The following is a 21,397-nucleotide window of genomic DNA, read 5'->3' as shown; positions in this document are numbered from 1 at the left end:
CTCAGGACCGCGCGTCAGGAACTGACGGCCTTCCGGAGCTTCGTGATGTCCACCTGTTCCGTCTCGTCGTGCTCGGTCAGGTCGATGACCTTGCCCACCGCGCGGGAGCCGTCCGTGCGCTGCGCGGCGAGGGCCTCCTCGCCCACCACATCGGCGAGGTCCTCCTGCTGCGCGGCCTCGATCGCCTTTTGCGTGTCCTCGCCGTCGGTCCCGTCGGCCGGCGTGGCCGCGATGGCGTTCCCGAAGAAGTCGAAGCCTCCCTCGGGGCGGCGCTTGCCGGGACGGCGCCTCGGGCCGTACGGCACGATCGCCGCCGCCACCGGAACAGGGCGCCTGGCGGGGAGGGCGGACGTCGGACGGGAGTGCTGCTCCCCGCCGGCGGCCGCCGCGTGCTTCCCCTGCGGCTCGTCCGCCTCACGGGCCCGTTCCGCGAGATCCCGCTTGCGGGCCTCCTCGACGGTGCGCTTCGCCTCCTGGGCGGCGGCGTTGCGGGAGAGGTTGTCCAGCGCCATGGAGGCGCGCAGATAGGTCGAGGGGGTGGGCGTGGAGCCGGCCGGCATCAGCGCCTTGGGCGAGGACGCCTCGATCGCGAGCCGGCGACGGTCCTCCAGAACGCCTGCCCGCTCGGTCTCGGCGGTGGCGTAGCGGCGCAGCAGGGCCGCGTGCTCCCCGCGCAGGGCGGCGAGCTCGACGCGTTTGGCGCGCAGCCGCGCGTCCAGCTTGGTGCGCAGATCGCGTGATTCCTCGAGGTCCGCCTCGAGTTCGGCTATCTGTTCCTCGGTCTTCCAGGCGTCGCTGGCGCGGCCGCGGGTGAGGTCGGCGACCTGTCGGCCGGCCGCGCGGTCCCAACTGCGCATCAGCACCGCACCGGTGATCGCGGCGGCCGTCGCCGCCGTGACCAGGGTGCGGAGCACGACGGGCTCCGTCAGAAACCACGCGCCGGCGGCACACAGCACCGACGCTCCGGCGACCGCCGACGGCGGCAGCAGCCTGTGAAGGGGCGGGGAATGGCGGTGGCGTCCACGTGGCATGGCCTGAAATTTACCGTGCGTAGACGCCGAATGGGGTGTCGGCCCGGCAAATCTCTCGTTCGAGAATGCCGGGCCGTCCACGGCCTACTTCGTGAGGAGTCCCTTGGACTCCAGATACTCCTTCGCGGCGTCCTGCGGCTTGGCCCGCTCGGCGTCCACCTTGCGGTTCAACTCCGCGAGATCCTCGGTGGTCAGCGCCTTGGTGAGCTTGTCGAGAGCGGCCGCCACCTCCGGTGCGCCGGCGTCCTTGGCATTGACCACGGGCAGGACGTTGTCGGCGTTCTGGAGCTTCTTGTCGTCCTCGAGGAAGACCAGTCCGTCCAGTACGGCGTCGGTCGTCGTGGTCAGCACCAGCTGGTCGGTGCCGTCCTTGACCGCCTGCTTGGCCTGCGGGGTGCCGACGCCCTTGGGGTCGATACCGGTGACGTCGATGCCGTACGTCTTCTTCAGACCCGGCGCGCAGAACGGGCGGACCTCGCACTCGTCGCCCGCCGCGATCTTCACCTTCAGCTTCGACTTCCCGAGATCGGAAAGGGTCTTGAGCTTGTTCTTCTCGGCGAATTCCTTGCTGACCGCGAAGGCGTTCTGGTCGACGGCATCGCCGGCGGGGAGCACCTTCAGACCGCGCGGCTCGGCGAGCTTGGTGAGCGCGGCGACGGTGGCCGTGACATCGCTGGAGGCGACGGGCTTCTCGTCGGGCGCCTTCGGCCCGTTCACCTTCGCGTTGAGGAATTCGGCGATCGTCGCCGCGTATTCGGGTACGACGTCTATCTCGCCCTTCTCCAGCGAGGGCTGATACAGCTCACGGTTCTTCACCGTGGTGACCGAGGTCTTGTATCCGGCGTCCGCCAGGATCTGCGCATAGAGCTCGGCGAGGACCTTGGACTCGGTGAAGGCCGCGGCGCCGACGACGAGCGTGCCCTTCGCGCCCGAACCGCCCGGTTTCGAGCCGGATTCGTCCGACTTCTCTAGGCTGTCTCCGCCGCACGCGACGAGGGAACCCGTCAGCGCCGCAACCGCCAGTACTGCTCCCGCGATGCGCGAGGTCTTGCTCATCAGGTTCTCCGTCCAGGGGTTCAAAGAATTCACGGTGAGGAAGGCACCGCTGTCACAGGGGCGACACGGTCGACACGGACTTGCGGAGCGGGTCGATCAGCCGGTCGGCCACCACGAGAGCCCCTTCCACCAGCAGGGCCAGCAGCGCCGCGAGCAGTGCGCCGGCCACCACTTGCGGGGTGTTGTACGTGTTGAATCCCGCGGTGATGATGCGGCCGAGGCCGCCCTGGCCGACCATCGAGGCGATGGTGGCCGTGGCGACGACCTGCACCGCGGCGGACCGCAGCCCGGTCATGAGCAGCGGATAGGCGAGGGGCAGTTCGACGCGGAGGAACAGCTGGCCGCCGGACATTCCCATGCCCCGCGCGGCCTCCACGACCGCGCGGTCCACCTCTCGCATACCCACATAGGCGTTGGTGAGCAGCGGCGGCACGGCGAACAGCACCAGGGCGATGATCGTCGGTGCGTAACCGGCGCTGCGCAGCGGTGTGAGCATGAAGAGGGCGAGGACGGCGAAGACGGGGATGGCGCGGCCCGCGTTGGAGATGTTGACCGCGAGCGCACCGCCCTTGCCCAGGTGCCCGAGCCACAGCGCGATGGGCAGGGCTATCGCGCAGGCGAGGGCGAGGGCCACCCCGCTGACGTACACATGCTCACCCAGCCGGTGCCAGGCACCGCTCTCGCCGGACCAGTTGGCTCCGGTGGTGAGCCAGGTCCACGCATCCGCCATGACCCCCATCAGACGGCCTCCTTCGCCGTGCCCTGCCGGGCCGTGACCGCATGCACCGGGCCGGGACCGGAAGTGCCCGTGGGCGCCGAGCCGGGCGGCTTCGAGCCCGGAGGCACGGTGCCCGGCTGCGCCGTGCGTATGCGGGTCCAGGGCGTCAGCAGCCGCTGGACGCCGAGCAGCAGCAGATCGGCGACGGCCGCGAGGAGCACGCACAGCACGGAGGCGGTGAGCACCTGCGGCTTGAAGGTGGTCTGCACGCCGTCGTCTATGAGATTGCCCAGGCCGCCCTTGCCGACCAGCGCGCCGACCGTCGTCAGGGCGATGGTCGAGACCGTGGCGATGCGCAGGCCGGCCATCAACGCGGGGAGCGCGAGGGGCAGTTCGACCTCCCACAGCAGCCGGCCCGGTCCGTATCCCATGCCGCGGGCGGCCTCCCGCGCCTCGGCCGGCACCGCTTCCAGACCGGCCATGATGTTCCGCACGAGAATGGTCAGTGAATAGAGCACGAGACCGGTGACGACCAGCGCGGCCGACAGTCCGAAGACCGGCAGCAGCAGCGAGAACATCGCCAGCGACGGAATCGTGTAGAGCAGGGTCGTCAGACCGAGCACCGGACCGGCGAATGCCGGTTTCGCGCGGGCGAGCAGCGCCAGCGGAAAGGCGACGGCGAGACCGATCAGGACCGATGCCACGGTGATCCAGATGTGCTCGACCGTCGCGTCGGTCAACTCCTGGCTGCGGGTGCGGAGGTATTCCCCGCAGATCCAGTCATTGGCCTCCAGACAGCTCCGCGCGGCCTGCTGCATGCTCATGCACCCCCACCTCCCCACCTCTGCCGAACGTATGTCTGGCGACCATATCCCTGACCACTGACAATCGCCGAGGGCCGCCACATTGCAGCAACATGGCTTTCACACAACACCCGTCACAATGGGGAACCATGATCCGTTTCGAGCACGTAGCCAAGCGATACCCGGACGGGACGACAGCCGTCGACGACCTGTCGTTCGAGGTGGCCGAGGGTGAACTGGTCACGCTCGTCGGACCGTCCGGCTGCGGCAAGACCACCACCATGAAGATGGTCAACCGCCTCATCGAGCCCAGCAGTGGCCGGATATTTCTGGACGGGGAGGACATATCGACCATCGATCCCGTCCAACTCCGCCGCCGTATCGGCTATGTCATCCAGCAGGTCGGCCTCTTCCCGCACAAAACGGTCCTGGAGAACACCGCGACCGTCCCCCATCTCCTCGGCTGGCAGCGCTCCAAGGCCAGGGCCCGCGCCGCCGAACTCCTCGATCTGGTGGGCCTGGACCCCACGACGTACGGCGGGCGCTACCCGGAGCAGCTGTCCGGCGGCCAGCGCCAGCGCGTCGGCGTGGCACGCGCCCTGGCCGCCGATCCGCCCGTGCTGCTGATGGACGAGCCGTTCGGCGCGGTCGACCCGGTGGTCCGTGAACATCTCCAGAACGAGTTCCTGAGACTCCAGTCCCAGGTGCGCAAGACCGTGCTGTTCGTCACGCACGACATCGAGGAGGCCGTCCGCCTCGGCGACCGTATCGCCGTCTACGGGCAGGGCCGGATCGAGCAGTTCGACGCCCCGGCCGCGGTGCTCGGCACGCCCGCGACGCCCTATGTCGCCGACTTCGTGGGCGCCGACCGCGGCCTCAAGCGCCTCTCGGTGACCCCCATCGAGGAGGGGGACCTGGAGCAGCCCCCCGTCGTCCACCTCGACGACTCACTGCCCCGGGAACTCGGTTCACGCTGGGCCGTCGTCCTGGACGGCGACGACAACCTGCACGGCTGGCTGTCCGCCGAGGGGGCGCTCAGGAAGGGCTCCGTCCGCGAGCACGCGCGCCGGATGGAGGCATGGCTGCCGGTCGGCGCCTCCCTCAAGCAGGCGTTCTCCACCATGCTCCAGCACGACGCGGGCTGGATCGCGGTGATCGACAAGGAGGAGACGGGCCGCTTCCTCGGGGTGCTGACGCCGGCCCGGCTGCACGAGGCGCTGCGCCGCTCGATCGACGCGGACGCGCAGGCCATTCCCCGTACGGAGGTCGACCTGGAGTCGATCGCGACGATCACGGAAGCCGCCAGGAGCTGACCGGAACGCGCGTCGCGGCGACCCGCGCAGGTCCGCCGTGGCGCGCACCCCGAGCACAAGGCACCGCCGACGCGCGATCCCGGCCTCACGAAGCCTGGAGCCGCCCCGACATCCACACCAGCGCGGGCGCGATCTCGCGCCGCCACGTATTGAAGTTGTGCCCGCCGCTGTCGAGCGTGATCGACGAGACCCGCGCGGGCGCCTTCACCTTCTTGATGAAGTGCCCGGTCGGCTTGAGATTGCCCTCGCCCGACTTCGACGTCGTCACCAGGAACGACGACGCGCCCTGTGGCAGGTGGTCAAGGCTCCACAGCAGATTGGCCCGGTTCTTCGCCTTCTTGTCGCCGTGGAAGAGGTCGCCGGTCGTCGGGTCGTCGGCGGCCTTGTAGTACGCCGAGAGGCCGGCGCCCACGGAGAACTGCCCCGGGTGGTGCAGCGCGATCTTCAAGGCGCAGTAACCGCCGGTCGAATTCCCGATGAGGCCCCAGTTCCTGGGCTTGGCCCCGACCCGGTACGTCTCGGAGACGGCCTTCGGCAGGTCCTTCGCGAAGAACGTCTCCGTCTGCGGACCACCGGGAACGTCCACGCACTCGGTGTCCCTCGGCGGGGCGACGGTCGGTCGCAGCATGACGAGAACCGTCGGCTGCATCCGGCCGCTCTTCGCCTCCTGCCAGGCGGTCTGCGGATACTTCAGCCCTTTGAGCAGGTTCTCCGCGGTACCCGGATATCCGGTCAGCACAATCGTCGCGGGAAAGGTCTTCCTGCGGAATTCGGGCTGGAAGTACTCCGGCGGCAGATAGACGTACGCCGGGCTGTCGATCTTCGACTTCTCGCCGGAGACGACGATCTTCTGGATCTGTCCGCCGACCGCCGGCCGCGCGCCGCCCGGCACGTCCAGCCGCTTCCGTTCGACCACCTTGATGCGCTTCGCGCCGGCCGAGTGGTCGACCACCACGCCCATGTCCTGCTCCCGGCCGAAGAGATCGGACCACGAGCCGTAGAAGAGGAAGGAGTTGTTCGCGGCGAGCCCCACCGCCGCGAACAGGGCGAGCTGGGTCACCAGCAGCATGCCGACCCTTCCCGTGACGGCACGCCAGTTGCGGCCGGCCAGCCGCGGCCACAGCCAGATGGTGGCGGCGAACAGCAGAACGGCCACGAGGACGGCCAAGGCCAGAACTTTGTTACTGGTCAGACCCATGAGTCGCGTGAGCTTTCTTCCGTGAGAATTTCCTGTGAGTGAGTGAACCCGCCCCCTTGAAGTCCCGTCCTAGAGAGCGCAAATCGTCCGGAGCCCACCGACCTGCGGCCCTCGGACACAGGATCTCTCGCGGAGTCACGGGAAGCGATGTCTGCAACGGTAGATGGGGACAAATCAGGATTGGTTCCGAATCGGGTACGCCGCCTCCTGCGCGGTCCCCGACCGGAGGCGGTCCCTTCGCTGGTCGGTACGGCCTGCACACTCGTCGGCCTGATCGACATTGCCGCCGGGGTGTTCCCCCGGTTCCGGCACAGCCGCATGCACACGCTGGCCGAAGTGCTCCCCGGAGCCACGGGCCCGTTCGCCGCCGCGCTCTCGCTGAGCGCCGGCGTCCTGCTCCTGCTGCTCGCCCACGGGCTCAAGCGGCACAAGCGCCGGGCCTGGCGGGCCGCGGTGATCCTGCTGCCCGTGGGGGCGGTCAGCCAGTTCGTCTACCGGCACTCGGTCATCGGCGCACTGGTCTCGCTGCTCCTGCTGACCCTGCTGCTGCGCCACCGGGGCGAGTTCGCCGCGCTGCCCGACCCGCGCAGCCGCTGGAAGGCGCTCGCCAACTTCGTCCTGATGGGCGCCGGCTCCCTCGGCCTCGGTCTGGTCATCGTCAGCGCGCACCCCGGCAGGACCGTCGGCAGCCCTGGCCTGGTGGACCGTCTGGAGCACGTGCTCTACGGGCTCTTCGGCTTCGAGGGCCCCGTCGACTACTCCGGCAGCGTGTCCTGGACCGTCGGCTATTCGCTCGGCGCCCTCGGCCTGCTGACCGCCGTGACCACGATCTACCTCGCCTTCCGGCCCGAGCACCCGGCGGCCCGGCTCACCGAGGACGACGAGCGCCGGCTGCGCGACCTGCTCACCCGGCACGGCGGCCGCGACTCGCTCGGCCACTTCGCGCTCCGGCGCGACAAGGGCGTCGTCTTCTCGCCCAGCGGCAAGGCCGCGGTCTGCTACCGGGTGGTGTCCGGCGTGATGCTCGCCAGCGGCGACCCGATCGGTGACGTCGAGGCCTGGCCGGGCGCCATCGAACGCTTCATGGACGAGGCCAAGGCGCACTCCTGGACCCCGGCCGTGATGGGCTGCTCGGAGACCGGCGGCGAGGTCTGGACCCGTGAGACGGGCCTGGACGCCCTGGAGCTGGGCGACGAGGCGGTGGTGGACGTCGCGGATTTCTCGCTCACCGGGCGCGCGATGCGCAACGTTCGCCAGATGGTGAAGCGCATCGAGCGCAATGGCTACACCACCCGCGTCCGGCGCGCCCGTGACATCTCCACCGAGGAGCTGGAGCAGATCCGCCGGGCCGCGGAGGCCTGGCGGGGCACCGACACCGAGCGGGGCTTCTCGATGGCCCTGGGCCGCATCGGCGACCCGGACGACGGCGACGCGGTGATAGCCACGGCGCACAAGACGGACGACGAGCCGGGGACCTCCCCCTACGGCGACCTCAAGGCGATCATCCACTTCGTCCCGTGGGGCACCGACGGCATGTCCCTGGAACTGATGCGGCGCGACCGCTCCGCCGACCCGGGCATGAACGAACTGCTCATCGTCGCGGCGCTCCAGGCCTCCCCCGCACTCAAGATCGAACGGGTCTCCCTGAACTTCGCGATGTTCCGCTCGGCACTCGCCCGCGGCGAGAAGATCGGCGCCGGCCCGGTGCTGCGGCTGTGGCGCGGACTGCTGGTGTTCCTCTCCCGCTGGTTCCAGATCGAGTCGCTGTACAAGTTCAACGCCAAGTTCCGGCCGCGCTGGGAACCGCGCTTCGTGGTCTTCCGCAACACCCGCGACCTGCCCAGGATCGGCTTCGCCGCGATGCAGGCGGAGGGCTTCGTCACCCTGGCGCTCCCCCGCCTCTTCCCCCGGCGCAGGGCCCCGCGCCCGCCCCGCCCGTGCGCGCACATCACACCGATGACGCAGGAACGGGAGATCCGCGCAGCATGAGGGGCCCGCGGCGGGCCCCGGCCGGTGCCCCGCGGCACGGCCGCGCGGGGCGAGCCGTCGGCCCGCGGCCCTAGGCTGGGCGTATGAGTACGTTGCGCGGGCTGCCGGAGTGGGATCGCTGTGCCGTCATGGGGGTCGTGAATGTGACGCCCGACTCCTTCTCCGACGGCGGCCGCTGGTTCGACACGACCGCCGCCGTCAAACGCGGCCTCGACCTCGTCACCGCGGGCGCCGACCTCGTCGACGTCGGCGGTGAGTCCACCCGGCCCGGCGCCAGCCGGGTCGACGAGGACGAGGAGCTGCGCCGCGTCATCCCCGTCGTCCGTGGCCTCGCCGCCGAAGGGGTCACCGTCTCCGTCGACACCATGCGTGCCTCCGTCGCCGAGCGGGCCGTCGCCGCCGGGGCCGTCCTCGTCAACGATGTCAGCGGCGGTCTCGCCGACCCGGCGATGGTCCCGGCCGTCGCCGCCGCCGGTGTCCCCTTCGTGGTCATGCACTGGCGCGGCTTCAGCGAGGACATGAACAGCCGCGCCGTCTACGCCGACGTGGTCGCCGAGGTCGTCACGGAGCTCAGGGAGCGCATGGACGCCGTCGTCTCCGGCGGCGTCGCCCCCGAGCAGATCGTCATCGACCCCGGCCTCGGCTTCGCCAAGCAGGCCGAGCACGACCTCGCCCTCGTCGCTCACCTCGCCGACCTGCGCGCACTGGGCCGTCCGCTGCTCGTCGCCGCGTCCCGCAAACGATTCCTCGGCCGGGTCCTCGCCCGGGACGGCGACGCCCCGCCACCCGCGCGGGAACGGGACGCCGCCACCGCCGCGATCTCCGCGATCGCCGCCTACGAGGGCGCCTGGGCCGTGCGCGTCCACGAGGTGCGGGCCACGGCCGACGCCGTCCGCGTCGCGCGCGCCGTCGGGGCCGCCCGGTGAGCCGTACCGACATCGAGCTGGTCGAAGAGGCCAACACGACGTTCTACGAGACCATGGAGCGCGGCGACTTCGAGAAGCTCTCCGGCCTCTGGCTGGACGACGAGATCTCGTGCATCCACCCGGGCTGGCCGGTCCTGTCGGGCCGCGGCGAGGTACTGCGCTCGTACGCCCTGATCATGGCGAACACCGAGTACATCCAGTTCTTCCTGACCGACGTCAAGGTCAACCTGGCCGGCGACACCGCCCTCGTCACCTGTACGGAGAACATCCTCAGCGGCGGCCCGGCCGAGGACGGCGGCGAGCTCGGTCCCCTCGTCGGGCAGCTCGTGGTCGCCACGAATGTGTTCCGTCGCACAGACGAGGGATGGAGGATCTGGTCACATCATGGATCACCCGTCCTGACGGAAAGCGACGACGCGGAGGACGAGGAGTCCCCCTCGTAACGGGGTAGGCGCACCGTTGGAGGCGGGGAACCGGACGCTCCGGCCAGGAGCGGGCCGCCCGGGCCTCCGCAGCTCCGTGCGGCCCCATGGGCGAGTGGGGCCGGTGCTCGCAGGTAGATTCGCATGGGCACCCGGCCCGCCCGCACGCGGCGCCGGTGCCCGCATCCCGCCAAGTACAGGAAGCAGGAGTGATTCGCGTGGATCGTGTCGCGCTGCGCGGCCTCAAGGCCCGCGGGCACCATGGCGTCTTCCCCCGGGAGCGCGAGGAGGGCCAGACCTTCATCGTGGACCTGGTGCTCGGCCTCGACACCCGGCCCGCCGCGGAGGCCGACGACCTGGCGAAGACCGTGCACTACGGCGTGGTGGCGGAGGAGGTCGTCGCGGTCGTCGAGGGAGACCCGGTCGACCTGATCGAGACGCTGGCGGAGCGCATCGCCCAACAGTGCCTCAAGCACGACGGTGTCGAGGAGGTCGAGGTGGTCCTGCACAAGCCGGACGCCCCGATCACCGTGCCGTTCGACGACGTGACCATCACGATCACCCGGAGCCGAGTATGACCGCGTTCTTCCCGCACGGGACGCAGAGCGACCCGACCGTGCAGCCGGTGCCCGCCTCCGTCGTGGAGCAGGTCGACGCGGCGGACGTCACCCTGTCCAACCCCAAACGCGCCGTGATCTCCATCGGGTCCAACCTGGGGAACCGGCTGGAGACGCTCCAGGGCGCGATCGACGCCCTGGAGGACACGCCGGGCCTGCGGGTCAAGGCCGTGTCCCCGGTGTACGAGACGGAGCCGTGGGGTGTGGACCCCGGCTCGCAGCCCTCGTACTTCAACGCCGTGGTCCTCGTGAAGACCACCCTCCCGCCGTCCTCCCTGCTGGAGCGCGGCCAGGCCATCGAAGAGGCCTTCGACCGGGTACGGGAGGAGCGCTGGGGCCCGCGGACGATCGACGTCGACATCGTGGCGTACGCGGACGTGGTCTCCGACGACCCGGTACTCACGCTGCCGCACCCGCGGGCGCATCAGCGCGCGTTCGTCCTCGTGCCGTGGCACGACGTGGAGCCGCAGGCCCAGCTGCCCGGCCGCGGGCCGGTCGCCGAGCTTCTGCACGGTATCGGCCAGGACGGTGTGCTTCCCCGCGCCGACCTGGAACTCCGTCTGCCCGAGTAGTCGTTAGGCTCTGCGGAGCGGTGCACGGTGTGATGCGACAGGCGCGATGCAGCAGGACGGAAGGGCGGCCCACTCGGTGAAGCAACTACGGCTCGGTGTACTGGCCGGTCTCTTCGCCGCGGCCGGGGTGCTGTCCTGGGGCGCCGCCCGCCTGTGGGAGTCGTTCGGCACCCTGCCGAGCGTCCCGCTGGCCGCTCCCATCGTGCTGGCGGTGATCGCGGTCGTCCTGACCGCCACCGCCCTCTCCCTGCGGGCCCGCCTCCGCGCCCAGCGCGAGCGCCGCCCCGGCGCGAAGGGCGTCGAGCCGCTGATGGCGGCCCGTGCGGTGGTGTTCGGCCAGGCGAGCGCACTGGTGGCGGCGCTGGTGAGCGGGATGTACGGCGGCACGGGAGTGTTCCTGCTGAGCTCCCTGGACATCCCGGCCCGCCGTGACCAGGCGGTCTACGCGGGCTTCTCGGTCGTCGCGGGCATCGCGGTGATCGCGGCGGCTTTCTTCCTGGAGCGGGTCTGCAAACTCCCCGAGGACGACGACGAGGGCCCGGCCCCGGCGTAGAGCCGTCGGCGCGGGCCGGGAGCTGCCGCGGCACCTGGTCGGTGACGGGCACGTGGAGCGCGCCGGGGTTCTCGCGGCGCGGCGCCTGGTCCGGTGGCGAGCACATGGACCGCGCCGGGGTTCTCACGGCGCGGCGCCTGATCCGGTGGCGCCGGGAGCCCTCCCGGCTCGACCCTCCGGTCGACTCCTCGGGGTCGGCGGCATAAAGGCACCTGACTTGATCACCCGGAACCTGCCGCCGATCCCCCGCGGGGCGACTCAGCACACCCCTCCCCCGAGCCGGAAAAGGGCCCGCGTTGCGGGGGCCACGGGACCAGCCCGGCGCGGGCGGACTGTCAGCGCGCCATGATCAGGCTCATCGCCTCGTTGCGCGTCGCCGCGTGACGCAGCTGCCCCCGGACCGCGGACGTGATCGTCTTCGCGCCCGGCTTCCGGACCCCGCGCATCGTCATGCACATGTGCTCGCACTCCACGACCACGATCACTCCGCGCGGCTCCAGGATCTCCATCAGCGAGTCGGCGATCTGTGTCGTCAGCCGCTCCTGCACCTGCGGCCGGCGGGCGAAGACGTCGACGAGACGGGCGATCTTCGACAGTCCGGTGATCTTCCCGTCGACGGAGGGGATGTAGCCGACGTGCGCGACGCCGACGAAGGGCACCAGGTGGTGCTCGCAGGAGCTCATCACCTCGATGTCCTTCACCAGGACCATCTCGTCGTGACCGAGGTCGAACGTCGTCGTCAGCACGTCCTCGGGCTGCTGCCACAGTCCGGCGAATATCTCCCGGTACGCCCGCGCCACGCGCGTCGGTGTCTCCCGCAGGCCCTCGCGGTCCGGGTCCTCGCCGACCGCGATGAGCAGTTCGCGTACGGCGTTCTCTGCACGCTTCTCGTCGAATTCGCCGATCGTGCCCTCGCCGTCCAGCGTCACCGGGTCGGTCATCTGTGCCTCGTTCCTCTTGCTCTGGCCTGCGGTCATACGAATGCCGCGCCCCCCAGGCTAGAACCTGGTGGGCGCGGCATCCATTCCGGGCTTCGTACCCCCGGCGGGTCAGCTCTCCGGGCGCTCCTCCGGGACCGCCTCCACGGAGGAGGAGTCCGCCGGGATCGCGCCGTTGGCACCGACCGCGCCGTTGGTCAGCGCCAGCTCCTTCGGTGAGAGCACCGGCGGCCGCGTGGACGGCGTGCGGCGGGTGGAACCCGTCCACGCCGGGCGGGCCGGGCGCCTCACGATCGGGGCGAAGATCTCGGCGATCTGCTCCTTGCCGAGGGTCTCCTTCTCCAGCAGCTGGAGCACCAGATTGTCGAGGACGTCGCGATTCTCGACGAGGATCTCCCACGCTTCGTTGTGGGCGGTCTCGATGAGCTTCTTGACCTCTTCGTCGACCAGGGCCGCGACCTCTTCCGAGTAGTCGCGCTGGTGACCCATCTCACGGCCCAGGAAGGGCTCGGAGTTGTCGCCACCGAACTTGATCGCGCCGAGACGCTCGGTCATGCCGTACTGCGTGACCATGGCGCGAGCCGTGGCCGTGGCCTTCTCGATGTCGTTCGCCGCGCCCGTGGTCGGGTCGTGGAAGACGAGCTCCTCGGCCGCGCGCCCGCCCAGCATGTAAGCCAGCTGGTCGAGCATTTCGTTGCGCGTGGTCGAGTACTTGTCCTCGTCCGGCAGGACCATCGTGTAACCCAGGGCTCTGCCGCGGGACAGGATGGTGATCTTGTGGACCGGGTCGGAGTTCGGTGAGGCCGCCGCGACCAGGGCGTGTCCGCCCTCGTGGTACGCGGTGATCTTCTTCTCCTTGTCCGACATGATCCGGGTCCGCTTCTGCGGGCCCGCGACCACACGGTCGATCGCCTCGTCCAGCGCGTTGTTGTCGACGAGCTTCTTGTTGCCGCGCGCCGTGAGGAGCGCCGCTTCGTTCAGCACGTTCGACAGGTCCGCACCGGTGAAGCCCGGCGTACGACGGGCGACAGCACCCAGGTCGACGTCCGGAGCGACCGGCTTGCCCTTCTGGTGGACCTTGAGGATCTCGAGACGGCCCTGCATGTCGGGACGGTCGACCGCGATCTGCCGGTCGAACCGGCCCGGGCGCAGCAGCGCCGGGTCGAGGATGTCCGGCCGGTTGGTGGCGGCGATCAGGATGACGCCGCCCTTCACGTCGAAGCCGTCCATCTCGACGAGCAGCTGGTTGAGCGTCTGCTCGCGCTCGTCGTGGCCACCGCCGAGACCCGCACCGCGGTGCCGGCCGACGGCGTCGATCTCATCGACGAAGACGATCGCCGGAGCGTTCGCCTTGGCCTGCTCGAAGAGGTCACGGACTCGGGAGGCACCGACACCGACGAACATCTCGACGAAGTCGGAACCGGAGATCGAGTAGAACGGGACGCCCGCCTCGCCCGCGACAGCGCGAGCGAGCAGCGTCTTGCCCGTACCGGGCGGGCCGTAGAGCAGCACACCCTTCGGGATCTTGGCGCCGACGGCCTGGAACTTGGCCGGCTCCTGCAGGAACTCCTTGATCTCGTGGAGTTCCTCGACGGCTTCGTCGGACCCCGCCACATCGGCGAAGGTCGTCTTCGGAGTGTCCTTGGTGATCAGCTTGGCCTTGGACTTCCCGAAGTTCATGACTCGGGAGCCGCCGCCCTGCATCTGATTCATCAGGAACAGGAAGACCACGACGATGAGGACGAAGGGCAGCAGCGAGAGCAGCACCGAGACGAACGGGCTCTGCTTCGACGGCGAGACGGTGTAACCCTTCTCGATGTCGCCGGCCTCGAACTTCGTCTGCAGCGTCTGCGCCAGATCGGCACCCTGGGTGCCGATGTAGCTCGCCTGGATCTTGTCGCTGCCCTTGACCTTCTGGCCGTCCTTCAGATCGACCTTGATGATCTGTTCGTCGCCAGTGGTCAGCTTGACCTGGTCGACCTGGTTCTTGTCGATCGCCTGGACGACCTCGCCGGTGTCCACCGTCTTGTAGCCGCCGGACGAGCCGACGACCTGCATCAACACGACCACGGCGAGGACGGCCAGCACGATCCACATGACCGGCCCACGGAAGTATCGCTTCACGTCCATCCATACGGAGCGAATTCGCTCCGTCCCTCCTGCCCGTAGTGAATGCTGCTGTGAGAGTGCTCTGTATTTAAAGCTAACTGTTCTTCGGACGGTACCCCAGCATCGTCACCGTGACCGCACGGTACGGCTGACACACCCGCCCTCCCATGCTCCAACGCCGGGAGGGGGGTAAGGGTTCCCGGTGGCGTCAGCCGCCGTAGACGTGCGGTGCGAGCGTGCCGACGAACGGCACGTTGCGGTACTTCTCCGCGTAGTCCAGCCCGTACCCGACGACGAACTCGTTCGGGATGTCGAAGCCGATCCACTTCACGTCGATCGCCACCTTTGCGGCATCCGGCTTACGCAGCAGCGTGCAGACCTCGAGGGAGGCCGGCTCGCGCGATCCGAGGTTCGAGAGCAGCCACGAGAGCGTGAGGCCGGAGTCGATGATGTCCTCGACGATCAGGACGTGCTTGCCCTTGATGTCGGTGTCCAGGTCCTTGAGGATCCGGACGACACCCGACGACTGGGTGCCCGCGCCGTAGGACGACACCGCCATCCAGTCCATGGTGACGGGCGTGGACAGCGCGCGCGCCAGATCCGCCATCACCATCACGGCGCCCTTGAGCACACCGACGAGGAGCAGATCCTTGCCCGCGTACTCCGCGTCGATCTTCGCGGCGAGCTCCGCCAGCTTCGCGTCGATCTCTTCCTTGGTGATGAGCACCGACTGAAGGTCGGTGCCCAAGTCCTTCTCGTTCACGCGGTCGCTTTCTGTCTGCCGGGGTCCCGGGGTCGCCCCCGGGGTGACACAGCCGTGGTGCTTGCGCCGCTGCGTCAGCCTTGCCGAATGACCAGTCTGCCACCCTGCCGTCGCGCCTCGACGCGGCCGGGCAGATTGATGGCCCCCTGGCCGCGCCAGCCGGTGATCAGCCGGTCGACCTCTTCGACGTGACGGGCGAACAGCGAACCCGCGGGCGCACCGGCCTCGATGACGGCCCGGCGCAGCACCCGGCGGCGTACGGCGGGCGGCAGGGCGTAGAGCTTGGCGCACTCCAGCCGGCCCGAGTCGTCACGGACGGAGGCGTCCGCGTCGGCGGCCCAGGTGTCGAGGGCGTCGGCGTCGTCGCGGGAGAGCTGCGCGGTACGGGCCAGGGCCTCGACGACGCCCTTGCCGAGCGCCTTCTCCAGGGCGGGCAGGCCCTCGTGGCGCAGCCGGGAGCGGGTGTAGGCCGGGTCGGCGTTGTGCGGGTCGTCCCAGACGGGCAGCGACTGGACCATGCAGGCCTTGCGGGCGGTCTGCCGGTCGAGCTGGAGGAAGGGTCTGCGGTAACGGCCGGCCGCCCCCGAGACGGCCGCCATTCCGGACAGCGAGCGGGTCCCGGAGCCGCGCGCGAGGCCCAGCAGGACGGTTTCGGCCTGGTCGTCACGGGTGTGGCCGAGGAGCACGGCGGCAGCGCCGTGGCGTTCGGCCGCGTCGTCCAGCGCCGCATAGCGCGCGTCGCGGGCCGCGGCCTCGGGTCCGCCTTCGCGGCCCACGTGGACGGTGATGGACTCGACGGGATCGAGACCCAGCGAGCCGAGGCGGGCGGCGACTTCGGCCGCGCGGAGGTCGGAGCCGTCCTGGAGGCCGTGGTCGACGGTGACGCCACCGGCCCGGACGGAGAGCTTGCGTGCCTCGAAGGCGAGCGCGGAGGCGAGGGCCATCGAGTCGGCGCCGCCGGAGCAGGCCACGAGCACGAGGGGCTCGTCGACGGGCAGGGCGGACCGGCCGGGCAGGTGGGACCCGGAGGGCGCGGCGGCCGCATGGCTCAGGGTGCGCTCGAGCCGGGCTGAGTGTTCGTTTGTCTCGGTGTGCTCGGTGAGTACGTCGTGGAGTACGCGGCGGACCGCCAGGCGTATCGCCGCGACCGCAGGATGGGGACCCATGTCCGGTGCCCTTCGTGGAATTGGGGGGTGCCTCGGTCGGAGTCGGGAGGAGGTTCAGTCACTCAGAGTGCGTCGATGGTGACAGAACCGAGCCGTTCTCCGAGCATTGCACGCCTGCCAACGGCCCACGGTCCCTCGGATGGGTGATTACCAGGGCGTGCGGCTGCCTCCGGTTCAGGACTCTGCTTTACGGTGCACCCGCGCGACCCAGTCCGCCGGTTTGGCGATCTCCGCCTTGGTCGGGAGAGTGTTCGGGGACGTCCATACCCGGTTGAACCCGTCCATACCGACCTCCTCCACGACAGCCCGGACGAAACGCTCGCCGTCGCGGTACTGACGCAGCTTGGCATCGAGTCCGAGGAGCTTGCGCAGCGCCTGGTCCAGCCGGCTCGCGCCACGCGCCCTGCGCTGCTGGAACTTCTCGCGGATCTCCGCCACGGAGGGCACGACGTCGGGACCCACGCCGTCCATCACGAAGTCGGCATGACCCTCCAGGAGGGACATCACGGCGGTCAGCCGGCCGAGGATCTCCCGCTGGGCCGGGGTCTGCACCAGCTCCACGATGGAGCGGCCCTCGTCCTCCTCGCCCTCGGGACGGGCCCCGGACAGGGACTGGGCCGCCTCGCGCAGACGCTCCAGGACGGTCATCGGGTCGACCTCGGTCTCGCCGAGAAATGACTGGATCTCGCCCTCGAGGTGGTCACGGAGCCACGGCACGCCGGTGAACTGCGTGCGATGGGTCTCCTCGTGGAGACAGACCCAGAGCCGGAAGTCGTGCGGATCGACCTCGAGCTCGCGCTCCACATGGACGATGTTCGGCGCGACCAGCAGGAGGCGTCCGCCGCCGTTGGAGCCCGCGGGCAGATCACGGGTGGCGGGGGCGAAGGTCTCGTACTGGCCGAGGACCCGCGAGGCCAGGAAGGAGAGCAGCATGCCCAGCTCGACGCCGGTGACCTTGCCGCCGACCGCGCCCAGGACCGCACCGCCGGGCCCGCCGGGGCGGCGCTCCTGCATCTTCTCCAGCAGGGGCTTGAGCAGTTCGCGGAAGCCCGCGACGTTCGCCCGCACCCAGCCCGCCCGGTCCACGACCAGGACCGGGGTGTCCTCGGGCTGATGGCTTTCGGGAATCATTTGCGTGAAGCCGCGCACATGCTCTTCCGAGGCCTTGGCATGCCGTCGCAGCTCGGCGACGACGGCCCGCGCCTCCTCCCGGGTCACTTCGGGCCCGGGCCGCACGAAGCGGGTCGCGGTCGCCACGGCGAGGTTCCAGTCGACCATCTCGGCACCACCGATGCTCGTCATGCGTCAACCGTACGTGGTGGGCCCGCGGGACGGTGAGGTGTCGGAAGGCGCCGGTCGGCCACGGACCTCACGTGGCGAGTGCCGCCGCGAGCCGGTCCAGGGCCGGTTGGGCGGATCCCGCGTCCGCTGTGCCGCCCGCCATGAAGGCGAACGCGAGGAGTCGTCCGTCCGGGGCAACGACCGTTCCCGCCAGGGAGTTCACCTGGCTCAGGGTGCCTGTCTTGGCGCGGATGAGGCCGGTGCCCGGCGAGGTGGCGCCGTAGCGGCCCGACAGGGTTCCGGTGAAGCCGGCGACCGGGAGACCCGTGAGAACCGGCCGCAGTCCGGGACGGTCCGGGTCGGCAGCGAGAGCCAACAGGGCGGTGAGCTGCCCCGCGGAGAGCCGGTCGGCGCGGTTCAGCCCGCTGCCGTCGGCGAAGCGGGCCCCCGCCAACGGCAGCTTCAGCTTCTTGAGTTGCGCGGTCACGGCCGCCTCGGCGCCCACGAAGCTCGCCGGCCGGCCGGTGGCCAGAGCGGTCTGACGGGCGACGGCCTCCGCGAGGTCGTTGTTGCTCTCCGTCAACAGCCGCTCGACGAGGGCGGAGAGGGGATCCGAGAGCACCTTGGCGACGGGCGTCGACCCCGCCGCGGGCCGGCCGGGCGTGGGCTCGGCCGCGACCGTGAGGCCGCGGTCCTTCAGCAATTGCGCGAAGACGCGGGCCGCCTCGCGCGCGGGGTCGTCGAAGCGTTCGGCGTCCTTCGTGCTCCGCTCGTCGACGCGGCCCTCGTGGAGCATCAGCGGGGTGACCGGCGCGAGGTTGCCGTTCCGGCCGATGGGGTGGCGCACCGGGCCCTTGTAGAGCGAGACGTCGTAGGCGAGACGCACCGCGGTGGTGCCGCGCGCCTTCAGCGCGCTCGCCGCGCGCTGGGCGAGCACGCCCAGACGTGCCCGGTCCAGACTGGCGTCCCCGCCGCCGACCAGGGTGAGCACCTTGCCGTCCTTGGAGGCGGTGGCCGTGGTGGGGATGCGGTGGTCGGGGCCGAGCGCGCCGAGGGCGGCGACCGAGGTGGCGATCTTGATCGTGGAGGCCGGGGTCATCTGGGTGGCGGCCCCCTTGCCGTACAGCGCGCGGCCGGTGGCGAGGTCGACGACGGAGGCCGTCTGCACCGTGCCGAGGCCGGGGTCGCCGAGCAGCGGGAGGAGCTCCTCGGCGAGGTCGGCCGGAGCGGCCGCCGGCGCGGTGGCGGGAGCCGTCCCGGGGATGCCGAGCGCGGTGAGGACGCCGGGTGCGCTGGGTGCGGGCTGCGGGCGTCCCGGCACCGGCCTGGGGTGATGTACGCCACCACCCGGGCTCCGGGCGGCCGCCCACTCCCTCTCGGCCTTACGCTGACCGGAGTCCCAGGGGCCGGCCGCGGCCACCGCCCCGGCAGCCAGGGCGAGCCCGACCACGGCCGCGCCCGCGGTCAGCTGCCATGTCCTGACCACTGGCACCTCGCACCAGCCCCTTTCGCGATCACACACATGCGTGAGGGACACTTAACCACCAGACCTATGTGTTGATCATGGAGGAGCCACCCGTGGAGTTCGACGTCACCATCGAGATCCCGAAGGGTTCGAGGAACAAGTACGAGGTGGACCACGAGACCGGTCGTATCCGCCTTGACCGTCGACTCTTCACCTCGACCAGCTACCCGGCCGACTACGGGTTCGTGGAGAACACCCTCGGCGAGGACGGTGACCCGCTGGACGCCCTGGTCATCCTCGACGAGCCGACCTTCCCCGGCTGTCTCATCAAGTGCCGTGCGATCGGCATGTTCCGGATGACCGACGAGGCGGGCGGCGACGACAAGCTGCTGTGCGTCCCGGCCTCCGACCCGCGGGTCGAGCACCTGCGCGACATCCACCACGTCTCCGAGTTCGACCGCCTGGAGATCCAGCACTTCTTCGAGGTCTACAAGGACCTGGAGCCCGGCAAGTCCGTGGAGGGCGCGAACTGGGTCGGCCGTACCGAGGCCGAGGCCGAGATCGAGGCCTCCTACAAGCGCCTCGAGGCGCAGGGCGGCGCGCACTGATCATCCGGCGCGCATAACGCCGCCGACAGCGGTCACAAGACGGCGGGCGGGACACCACGGGGTGTCCCGCCCGCCGTGCGTGTGCCCGGGGGTCCGTGCACATACTGGGTGACAAGCCGGAACAAGAGGGAGCGAGGGCAGCACGTGGTGGCGGAGCCGGAGGGTCCGGAAGACCGGAAGCCTCAGTCCGACGAGGCGCACAGCGCCTTTGCCCCACCTACGGGACTGGGCCAGCCCGATACGGCCGACGAGGATCCGACCACCACATCGGAGTTCGCGGTTCCGGCAGGGTTCGCCCCGGATGCTCCGGCCGAACCGGAAGGTTCCGCCTTCGCTCCGCCGCGGACCTACAGGGCCCGGCACTCACCGCCCGCCTTCACGCCCGCGCAGGGCATCCCGATGGTGAGGCTGACCAAGGATCTTCCGTGGCAGGACCGCATGCGGGCCATGCTGAAGATCCCGGTGGGCGAGCGCCCGGTCCCGGACGCGGTGCAGAAGCAGGACGACGCGGGCCCGGCCGTGCCGAGGGTGCTCGACCTGACGCTGCGTATCGGCGAGCTGCTGCTGGCGGGCGGCGAGGGCGCCGAGGACGTCGAGGCGGCGATGTTCGCCATCTCGCGTTCGTACGGTCTCGACCGCTGCGAGCCCACGGTCACCTTCACGCTGCTCTCGATCACGTATCAGCCCTCACTGGTCGACGACCCGGTGACGGCGAACCGGACCGTACGCCGGCGGGGCACCGACTACACCCGTCTCGCGGCCGTCTACCGGCTGATCCACGAGATCAGCTCGGAGGAGAGCGACGTCTCCCTGGAGGAGGCGTACCGGACGCTCGCGGAAATCCGCAGGAACCGGCACCCCTTTCCCGGCTGGGCGCTGACGCTGTCCGGCGGACTGCTGGCCGGAGCGGCATCCGTGCTGGTCGGCGGCAATGTTCTGGTGTTCCTGGCGGCGGCGATCAGTGCCATGCTCGGCGACCGGCTGGCGTGGCTGTGCGCGGGCCGCGGGCTGCCGGAGTTCTACCAGTTCGTGGCGGCGGCGATGCCCCCGGCCGCGATGGGGGTCGCGCTGACCCTGTCACCGCTGGAGGTCCGGGCGTCGGCGGTGATCACCGGTGGACTGTTCGCCCTGATCCCCGGGCGGGCGCTGGTCGCCGGCGTCCAGGACGGCCTGACCGGCTTCTACATCACCGCGGCCGCCCGCCTCCTGGAGGTCGGCTACCTCGTCGTCGGCATCGTCGTCGGGGTGCTCAGCGTGCTCTACCTGGGGCTGGCCCTGGACGCGGCGCTCAACCCCGAGACGGCCATCCACAGCGTGGAGCGGCCGGTGATCCAGACGCTGGCGGCGATGGCGCTGTCGTTGTGCTTCGCCGTGATGCTCCAGCAGGAGCGCGACACCGTGCTGCTGGTGACGCTCAACGGCGGTGTCGCCTGGGTGGTCTACGGCGCGCTCGCGGACACCGCGAACGTCCCGCCGGTCGCCGCCACGGCCGCCGCGGCCGGGCTGGTGGGTCTGTTCGGGCAGGTGCTGTCGCGCTACCGCTTCGCCTCGGCGCTGCCGTACGTCACCGCCGCGATCGGGCCGCTGCTGCCCGGTAGCGCGACGTACTTCGGGCTGCTGGAGATCGCGCGGGGTGATCTGAACGCGGGCCTCGCCTCGCTGTCCAAGGCGGCGGCGCTGGCCCTGGCCATCGCGATCGGGGTGAACCTCGGAGGCGAGGTCTCCCGGCTGTTCTTCCGGCTCCCGGGTGTCGCGGAACCGTCGGAGCGCCGCGCGGCCAAGCGGACACGCGGCTTCTAGTCCGTACGACAGGGGATGCGCGGCCGGTCCGTACATCTCTGCGCGGCCGGCCCTCGTCGCCGGCCGCGC

20 protein-coding genes are annotated in these 21,397 nt (G+C 70.5%); 9 read left to right on the top strand and 11 right to left on the bottom strand.

What is annotated here, in order from left to right:
* Nucleotides 1-14 precede the first annotated feature (14 nt).
* The 4 genes from OHA05_RS20140 to OHA05_RS20125 all read right to left on the bottom strand — a co-directional run bounded on the left by OHA05_RS20140 (nucleotide 15) and on the right by OHA05_RS20125 (nucleotide 3,629).
* A complete protein-coding gene (locus OHA05_RS20140) occupies nucleotides 15-1,031 on the bottom strand; it encodes a hypothetical protein (RefSeq protein WP_313944945.1) in 1,017 nt (338 codons plus the stop codon).
* Between the two features lie 84 nt (nucleotides 1,032-1,115).
* Nucleotides 1,116-2,087, bottom strand: coding sequence for an ABC transporter substrate-binding protein (locus OHA05_RS20135; RefSeq protein ID WP_313944946.1), 972 nt, complete (start codon nucleotides 2,085-2,087; stop codon nucleotides 1,116-1,118).
* Nucleotides 2,088-2,139: 52 nt separating this feature from the next.
* Nucleotides 2,140-2,826 (bottom strand): ABC transporter permease, encoded by a 687-nt coding sequence (locus OHA05_RS20130; protein WP_313944947.1) that lies wholly within the window; start codon nucleotides 2,824-2,826, stop codon nucleotides 2,140-2,142.
* Entirely contained in the window at nucleotides 2,826-3,629 is an 804-nt protein-coding gene (locus tag OHA05_RS20125) for an ABC transporter permease (protein WP_328861356.1), read from the bottom strand. Before OHA05_RS20125 ends, OHA05_RS20130 begins: the two co-directional genes overlap by 1 nt.
* 128 nt (nucleotides 3,630-3,757) lie before the next feature.
* Between OHA05_RS20125 and OHA05_RS20120 the strand changes: the two genes are divergently transcribed.
* A complete protein-coding gene (locus OHA05_RS20120; RefSeq protein ID WP_313944949.1) occupies nucleotides 3,758-4,921 on the top strand; it encodes an ABC transporter ATP-binding protein in 1,164 nt (387 codons plus the stop codon).
* 85 nt (nucleotides 4,922-5,006) lie between these two features.
* On the opposite strand, the gene OHA05_RS20115 is transcribed toward OHA05_RS20120, so the two are convergent.
* Complete coding sequence (locus OHA05_RS20115; RefSeq protein WP_328861355.1) at nucleotides 5,007-6,119, bottom strand: alpha/beta hydrolase; 1,113 nt, start codon at nucleotides 6,117-6,119, stop codon at nucleotides 5,007-5,009.
* A gap of 147 nt (nucleotides 6,120-6,266) precedes the next feature.
* On the opposite strand from OHA05_RS20115, the gene OHA05_RS20110 reads away from it, so the two are divergent.
* The 6 genes from OHA05_RS20110 (at nucleotide 6,267) to OHA05_RS20085 (ending at nucleotide 11,198) form a co-directional block, all read left to right on the top strand.
* Nucleotides 6,267-8,108, top strand: a complete 1,842-nt coding sequence (locus tag OHA05_RS20110; RefSeq protein WP_328861354.1) for a phosphatidylglycerol lysyltransferase domain-containing protein — start codon at nucleotides 6,267-6,269, stop codon at nucleotides 8,106-8,108.
* Nucleotides 8,109-8,191: 83 nt separating this feature from the next.
* Nucleotides 8,192-9,034 carry a dihydropteroate synthase gene (folP, locus tag OHA05_RS20105; RefSeq protein WP_328861353.1) on the top strand — a complete coding sequence of 281 codons (843 nt, stop codon included), beginning with the start codon at nucleotides 8,192-8,194 and terminating at the stop codon, nucleotides 9,032-9,034.
* Nucleotides 9,031-9,477, top strand: a complete 447-nt coding sequence (locus OHA05_RS20100) for a nuclear transport factor 2 family protein (RefSeq protein ID WP_313944953.1) — start codon at nucleotides 9,031-9,033, stop codon at nucleotides 9,475-9,477. Before folP ends, OHA05_RS20100 begins: the two co-directional genes overlap by 4 nt.
* A 197-nt stretch (nucleotides 9,478-9,674) precedes the next feature.
* Nucleotides 9,675-10,034 (top strand): dihydroneopterin aldolase, encoded by a 360-nt coding sequence (gene folB / locus OHA05_RS20095; protein ID WP_313944954.1) that lies wholly within the window; start codon nucleotides 9,675-9,677, stop codon nucleotides 10,032-10,034.
* Complete coding sequence (gene folK, locus OHA05_RS20090; protein ID WP_313944955.1) at nucleotides 10,031-10,645, top strand: 2-amino-4-hydroxy-6-hydroxymethyldihydropteridine diphosphokinase; 615 nt, start codon at nucleotides 10,031-10,033, stop codon at nucleotides 10,643-10,645. The genes folB and folK overlap by 4 nt, the downstream gene beginning before the upstream one ends.
* 76 nt (nucleotides 10,646-10,721) lie before the next feature.
* On the top strand, nucleotides 10,722-11,198 hold the full coding sequence (locus tag OHA05_RS20085; RefSeq protein ID WP_313948921.1) for a DUF3180 domain-containing protein: 477 nt from the start codon (nucleotides 10,722-10,724) through the stop codon (nucleotides 11,196-11,198).
* A gap of 335 nt (nucleotides 11,199-11,533) precedes the next feature.
* On the opposite strand, the gene folE is transcribed toward OHA05_RS20085, so the two are convergent.
* The 6 genes from folE to dacB all read right to left on the bottom strand — a co-directional run bounded on the left by folE (nucleotide 11,534) and on the right by dacB (nucleotide 18,947).
* Nucleotides 11,534-12,139 carry a GTP cyclohydrolase I FolE gene (folE, locus tag OHA05_RS20080; protein WP_313944956.1) on the bottom strand — a complete coding sequence of 202 codons (606 nt, stop codon included), beginning with the start codon at nucleotides 12,137-12,139 and terminating at the stop codon, nucleotides 11,534-11,536.
* Between the two features lie 108 nt (nucleotides 12,140-12,247).
* The gene (gene ftsH / locus OHA05_RS20075) at nucleotides 12,248-14,266 is read right to left on the bottom strand and encodes an ATP-dependent zinc metalloprotease FtsH (RefSeq protein WP_313944957.1); all 2,019 of its coding nucleotides are present in this window, start codon (nucleotides 14,264-14,266) and stop codon (nucleotides 12,248-12,250) included.
* 187 nt (nucleotides 14,267-14,453) lie between these two features.
* Nucleotides 14,454-15,008, bottom strand: coding sequence for a hypoxanthine phosphoribosyltransferase (gene hpt, locus OHA05_RS20070; protein ID WP_313944958.1), 555 nt, complete (start codon nucleotides 15,006-15,008; stop codon nucleotides 14,454-14,456).
* 74 nt (nucleotides 15,009-15,082) lie between these two features.
* Complete coding sequence (gene tilS, locus OHA05_RS20065) at nucleotides 15,083-16,174, bottom strand: tRNA lysidine(34) synthetase TilS (RefSeq protein WP_313944959.1); 1,092 nt, start codon at nucleotides 16,172-16,174, stop codon at nucleotides 15,083-15,085.
* 174 nt (nucleotides 16,175-16,348) lie between these two features.
* On the bottom strand, nucleotides 16,349-17,476 hold the full coding sequence (locus OHA05_RS20060; RefSeq protein WP_328861352.1) for a zinc-dependent metalloprotease: 1,128 nt from the start codon (nucleotides 17,474-17,476) through the stop codon (nucleotides 16,349-16,351).
* A gap of 67 nt (nucleotides 17,477-17,543) precedes the next feature.
* Complete coding sequence (gene dacB, locus OHA05_RS20055; protein ID WP_328861351.1) at nucleotides 17,544-18,947, bottom strand: D-alanyl-D-alanine carboxypeptidase/D-alanyl-D-alanine endopeptidase; 1,404 nt, start codon at nucleotides 18,945-18,947, stop codon at nucleotides 17,544-17,546.
* 86 nt (nucleotides 18,948-19,033) lie between these two features.
* Between dacB and OHA05_RS20050 the strand changes: the two genes are divergently transcribed.
* Together OHA05_RS20050 and OHA05_RS20045 are read left to right on the top strand one after the other, a co-directional pair.
* A complete protein-coding gene (locus OHA05_RS20050) occupies nucleotides 19,034-19,528 on the top strand; it encodes an inorganic diphosphatase (RefSeq protein WP_108151010.1) in 495 nt (164 codons plus the stop codon).
* A gap of 144 nt (nucleotides 19,529-19,672) precedes the next feature.
* Nucleotides 19,673-21,328 carry a threonine/serine ThrE exporter family protein gene (locus tag OHA05_RS20045; protein ID WP_313944962.1) on the top strand — a complete coding sequence of 552 codons (1,656 nt, stop codon included), beginning with the start codon at nucleotides 19,673-19,675 and terminating at the stop codon, nucleotides 21,326-21,328.
* The last annotated feature ends 69 nt before the right edge of the window (nucleotides 21,329-21,397 follow it).

Source organism: Streptomyces sp. NBC_00306 (assembly GCF_036169555.1).
Lineage (GTDB): Bacteria > Actinomycetota > Actinomycetes > Streptomycetales > Streptomycetaceae > Streptomyces > Streptomyces achmelvichensis.
The sequence above is the reverse complement of the archived record's forward strand: the minus strand, read 5'-3'. Positions and strand labels throughout refer to the sequence as shown.

Coding starts and splice junctions, on each gene's coding strand:
- OHA05_RS20140 (WP_313944945.1), bottom strand. CDS start 1,031: ATGCCACGTGGACGCCACCGCCATTCCCCGCCCCTTCACAGGCTGCTG.
- OHA05_RS20135 (WP_313944946.1), bottom strand. CDS start 2,087: ATGAGCAAGACCTCGCGCATCGCGGGAGCAGTACTGGCGGTTGCGGCG.
- OHA05_RS20130 (WP_313944947.1), bottom strand. CDS start 2,826: ATGGGGGTCATGGCGGATGCGTGGACCTGGCTCACCACCGGAGCCAAC.
- OHA05_RS20125 (WP_328861356.1), bottom strand. CDS start 3,629: ATGAGCATGCAGCAGGCCGCGCGGAGCTGTCTGGAGGCCAATGACTGG.
- OHA05_RS20120 (WP_313944949.1), top strand. CDS start 3,758: ATGATCCGTTTCGAGCACGTAGCCAAGCGATACCCGGACGGGACGACA.
- OHA05_RS20115 (WP_328861355.1), bottom strand. CDS start 6,119: ATGGGTCTGACCAGTAACAAAGTTCTGGCCTTGGCCGTCCTCGTGGCC.
- OHA05_RS20110 (WP_328861354.1), top strand. CDS start 6,267: ATGTCTGCAACGGTAGATGGGGACAAATCAGGATTGGTTCCGAATCGG.
- folP (WP_328861353.1), top strand. CDS start 8,192: ATGAGTACGTTGCGCGGGCTGCCGGAGTGGGATCGCTGTGCCGTCATG.
- folK (WP_313944955.1), top strand. CDS start 10,031: ATGACCGCGTTCTTCCCGCACGGGACGCAGAGCGACCCGACCGTGCAG.
- folE (WP_313944956.1), bottom strand. CDS start 12,139: ATGACCGACCCGGTGACGCTGGACGGCGAGGGCACGATCGGCGAATTC.
- ftsH (WP_313944957.1), bottom strand. CDS start 14,266: ATGGACGTGAAGCGATACTTCCGTGGGCCGGTCATGTGGATCGTGCTG.
- tilS (WP_313944959.1), bottom strand. CDS start 16,174: ATGGGTCCCCATCCTGCGGTCGCGGCGATACGCCTGGCGGTCCGCCGC.
- OHA05_RS20060 (WP_328861352.1), bottom strand. CDS start 17,476: ATGACGAGCATCGGTGGTGCCGAGATGGTCGACTGGAACCTCGCCGTG.